A 3,612-nucleotide genomic window follows, 5' to 3' on the forward strand; every position below is an offset into this window, starting at 1 on the left:
GTAGCGCCCCGGCCCGAGGTGGGCCCCGGCGCGGCCCCGCCCGGGGCCGCCCTTGGGGCCCCAGCCCCAGCGCACCAGCCGCCAGCCGGGCGCCTCGGCTGGAAGGGACCCGGCGCAAAAAAACGGGGCCCCGAGCGGGTCAAAAGAGCGGCCTAATCGACCGGTTGGCATTTATTACTTTTTCAACTATGGTTATTATTTATTTTATTGAACGCCTTGTATAATGCTCATTGTTAAGCGCCTTACCTCGGCCAGCTTGCTGAGTTTCGCCTACGCCATCGGGCTTAAAAGATGGTCAACCAAGGTACTATTGAGTGAATGTTATTAAATTATTAGGCTGTGGCTTATTGACTGCAACCGGGCTTAGCGCGCCCTTTTTCCGGGCCGGGACCGCCCGCCGGAGTCCCACAACCACCACAGTTTCGGCGAGCCGGACGGCCGCTCGGCGGGCACCCCGCCACCGCCCGGCAGCGTTCCAGGCCCTGGCCGCCCACGGGCCTAGCTACACGGTAACGGCCACCGCCTACTCGGCCGTACCGGGCCAAACCGACGACGAGCCGTTCGTGACGGCCGACAACTCCACCATCCCGGCCAACTACACCAGCAACATTCGCTGGCTGGCCCTCTCGCACGACTTGCTGAAGCGCTGGGACGGCCCGTTTGCCTACGGCGACACGGTGCGGGTGGCGGGCATTTCGCCCGCGCTCGACGGCGTGTACACGATTCACGACACGATGAACCGCCGCCACCGCCACTGCCTGGACGTGCTGGCGCGCCCCCGCGAGCACTACGACGTGTTCCAGCCAGGGGTGAAAATCCGGCAGGTGTCGCTGGCGCCCCACCGCAGCCCAGGCCGCGCCAGCCACTTAATGGCCGCCCGGTAGCCGCCCGCTGAGCAGCTTTTGAGTAGCCAGTACCCAGCAGCAAGCTTCGGAACAACCATTTGTTATGCAAACAATTGTCCTGCTGCTTGCTGCTGAGTGCTGGCTACTTATTTATGCCTAGCCCTCGGTTTGGCCCCCACTTGCCCCCTGCCGTTGGGCTGCCCGCCGGGGCTTTCGGGTCGATAACCAGCATTTTTTCTGGCAACCCGCCGCGCTATGCCTTGGAGCAGTAGCGCCCATTGGGGGCCCTATTTTACAAAATGCCGCACCAGCAGCTCCTCTATTTTGGGGCGGGTGAGGGGCTTGCTAACGAGCCCGGCGATGGGCAGCGCCCGGAGGCGGGCCAGGTCGTGGGGGTGCAGGGTGGTGGGGAGCACTACCACGGCCGCCCGCTCGGCCGCGGGCAGCTGCTGGCAGGCCTCCAGAAAGGCAATGCCGCCGAGCACGGGCATGTTCACGTCGAGCAGCACCAGCACGGGGCCCGGCGTGGCGCAGGCGCTGGCGAGCATCCCCAGGGCCAGGGCCCCGTTTTCGGCCACTAGGCAGCGGCTGGCCACTGCCATGTTCTTCAGCAGCAGCCAGTTCAGGAAATTGGTGGTGGGGTCGTCGTCATCGAGCAGTACGCAGGAAAGCGGGGGCATACGGGCAAGTAACCGGCGGGGGTTAGCCGGGCAGCGTGACGGTGAAAGTGGAGCCCACGCCCAACTGGCTGCGCACGGTGATGGTGCCGCCGGCGTTTTCCACGATTTTCTTGACGGTGTAGAGGCCCACGCCGGAGCCCTCCACGTGGTCGTGCAGGCGCTGGAACATGCCAAACAGCCGGCCCTGCTGCTCGGGGCTTAGGCCAAGGCCGTTGTCTTCCACTTCGAGCAGCACCCGGCCGGCGGCGCGGCAGCCGCGCAGGGCCACCACGGGCGGGCGGCCGGGCGCGTGGTACTTGGCCGCGTTGCTGAGCAGGTTGTAAAGGATGCTGCGCAGGTTTTTGGGCGAGAAGCTGACGGTGGGCACCGCCGCCAGGTTCACCACCAGGGTGGCGTGGGTGGCGGCCAGCAGCGGGGCCAGGTCGAGGCGCACGGCCTCGGCCAGGGCGGGCAGGTCCACGGGCTCGGGGGGCTGCGACTGGTAGAGCTGGAGCTTGGACACGTCGGTGAGGTGAACCAGCGTTTGCTGAAAGCGCTCGACGGCTCCCTGCATCATGGCCAGCAGGCGGGGCACCAGCTCGGCTTGCAGGGCCGCCGGGGGCAGCTGCTCGCGCAGGGCCTCCAGCAGGCCCTCGATGTTGGCAATGGGCGCCCTGAGGTCGTGCGAGGCCGTGTACACAAACGTGTCGAGGTCGGCGTTGGTGCGGGTCAGGCGGTTGTTGGTGTCGCCCAGCTCTTCGTTGGTGGCGCGCAACTCTTCGTTGATGGCGGCCAGCTCCTCGTTCAGCGTCTGCACCTGGGCCCGGGCCCGCACCTGGTCCGTCACGGCCACGGCCACGCAGATGACGGCCACCACCTGGCCCTGCTCGCCGCGCAGGGGCTCGTACACAAAGTTGAAGTAGCCCGGGGCCCCCGGGGCGTGGTAATTAAGCTGCACGGGGCGCTCCACGGCCACAAATGGCTGCCCGCTGCGCCACACCTCGTCCAGTACCTCAGACAGGCCCTGGCCTTGCATTTCGGGCAGGGCCTCAAAAAGGGCCGGCCCAGTATTTCCGCCAGCGGGCGGCCCAATATCTGGGCCATCGAGGAATTAACGACGTCGAGGACGTAGCCGGGGCCCCGGAATACGCAGATAGCCACCGGGGCTTGCTCGAACACGCGCCGCAGTTCGCTCTGCTGGGCCTCGCGCTGCCGGCGGGCCTGCACCTGCTCGCTCACGTCGTAGGCAAACACGGAGATGCCCGCTACCCGGCCCTGCTCCACGTGGGGCTGGCAGCTGAAGTTGAAGTAGATGGTGGCGGCCGACTGGCCCGGCGCTGGCCCCCGGCGCAGGCGCGCCTCGGTGCCCACGGCGGGCCGGGCCGTGGCGTACACTTCGTCGAGCACGGCCACGAAGCCCTGCTCGACGATTTCGGGCTGGACTTCGGCCAGGGGGCGGCCCCGCAGCAACTGGCCCGGAAACAGGGCCTGGTAGGCGGGGTTGAAGTACTCAATCCGGTGCCCGGCCCCGCGCAGCAGCAGCACGGCGGCCGGGGTTTGCTCGAACACCTGGTAGAGGGCCTCGCGCTCCTGGGCCCGCTGCTGGGCGCTGGCCAGCAGCTCAGCTTGCAGGGCATCGAGCTGCTGGCGGGCCACCACTTTCTCGGTTACGTCCACAATGAAGGCCAGGATACCCTGCATCCGGTTTTGGCCATCGAACAGCGGCTGGTAGGCAAAGTCGAGGTAGCGCTGCACCGACTGGCCGGTACGCTCGTCGTGGAGCAGCACGGGCATTTCGGTGCCCACCCAGGGCTGGCCCGTGGCGTATACTTTGTCGAGCAGCGTAACAAAGCCCTGCGCTACCAACTCGGGCAGCACCTCGGCCACGGTGCGGCCCAGCTGGGCGCGGCCGGTGGCCAGGGCCTGGTACTCGTCGTTGAAGAACGAGTAGTGGTGCTGGGGGCCCGTGAGCGTGGCAATGGCGGCGGGCACCTGCCCCAGAATCTGGCGCAGCAGGCCCTGCTGCACCCGCAGCTCGCTCGAGCTGCGCCTCGGCCGCGGCCAGGGCGGCGCGCACGTCTTCGGTGCGCGCCGCCACGCGGCCTCAG

General features: G+C 67.4%; 3 protein-coding genes and 1 pseudogene. 1 reads left to right on the forward strand and 3 read right to left on the reverse strand.

Going from position 1 to position 3,612, the window contains the following annotated elements:
* Nucleotides 1-347 precede the first annotated feature (347 nt).
* Nucleotides 348-884, forward strand: a complete 537-nt coding sequence (locus tag BEN49_RS12500) for an RlpA-like double-psi beta-barrel domain-containing protein (protein WP_070743922.1) — start codon at nt 348-350, stop codon at nt 882-884.
* A gap of 248 nt (nt 885-1,132) precedes the next feature.
* Here the strand turns inward: BEN49_RS12500 and BEN49_RS12505 are convergent, their stop codons facing one another.
* The 3 genes and pseudogenes from BEN49_RS12505 to BEN49_RS29535 form a co-directional block, all read right to left on the reverse strand.
* On the reverse strand, nt 1,133-1,525 hold the full coding sequence (locus BEN49_RS12505; protein WP_070743924.1) for a response regulator: 393 nt from the start codon (nt 1,523-1,525) through the stop codon (nt 1,133-1,135).
* Between the two features lie 22 nt (nt 1,526-1,547).
* On the reverse strand, nt 1,548-2,540 hold the full coding sequence (locus tag BEN49_RS28880) for a sensor histidine kinase (protein ID WP_083326052.1): 993 nt from the start codon (nt 2,538-2,540) through the stop codon (nt 1,548-1,550).
* 74 nt (nt 2,541-2,614) lie between these two features.
* Nucleotides 2,615-3,532, reverse strand: a pseudogene (locus BEN49_RS29535) (PAS domain-containing protein); the annotation flags it as partial.
* Between the last annotated feature and the right edge of the window lie 80 nt (nt 3,533-3,612).

The organism is Hymenobacter coccineus (assembly GCF_001816125.1).
Classification (GTDB): domain Bacteria; phylum Bacteroidota; class Bacteroidia; order Cytophagales; family Hymenobacteraceae; genus Hymenobacter; species Hymenobacter coccineus.

Excerpts from the sequence above, each read along its gene's own strand:
- BEN49_RS12505 (WP_070743924.1), bottom strand. The coding sequence starts at position 1,525 with ATGCCCCCGCTTTCCTGCGTACTGCTCGATGACGACGACCCCACCACC.
- BEN49_RS28880 (WP_083326052.1), bottom strand. The coding sequence starts at position 2,540 with ATGCAAGGCCAGGGCCTGTCTGAGGTACTGGACGAGGTGTGGCGCAGC.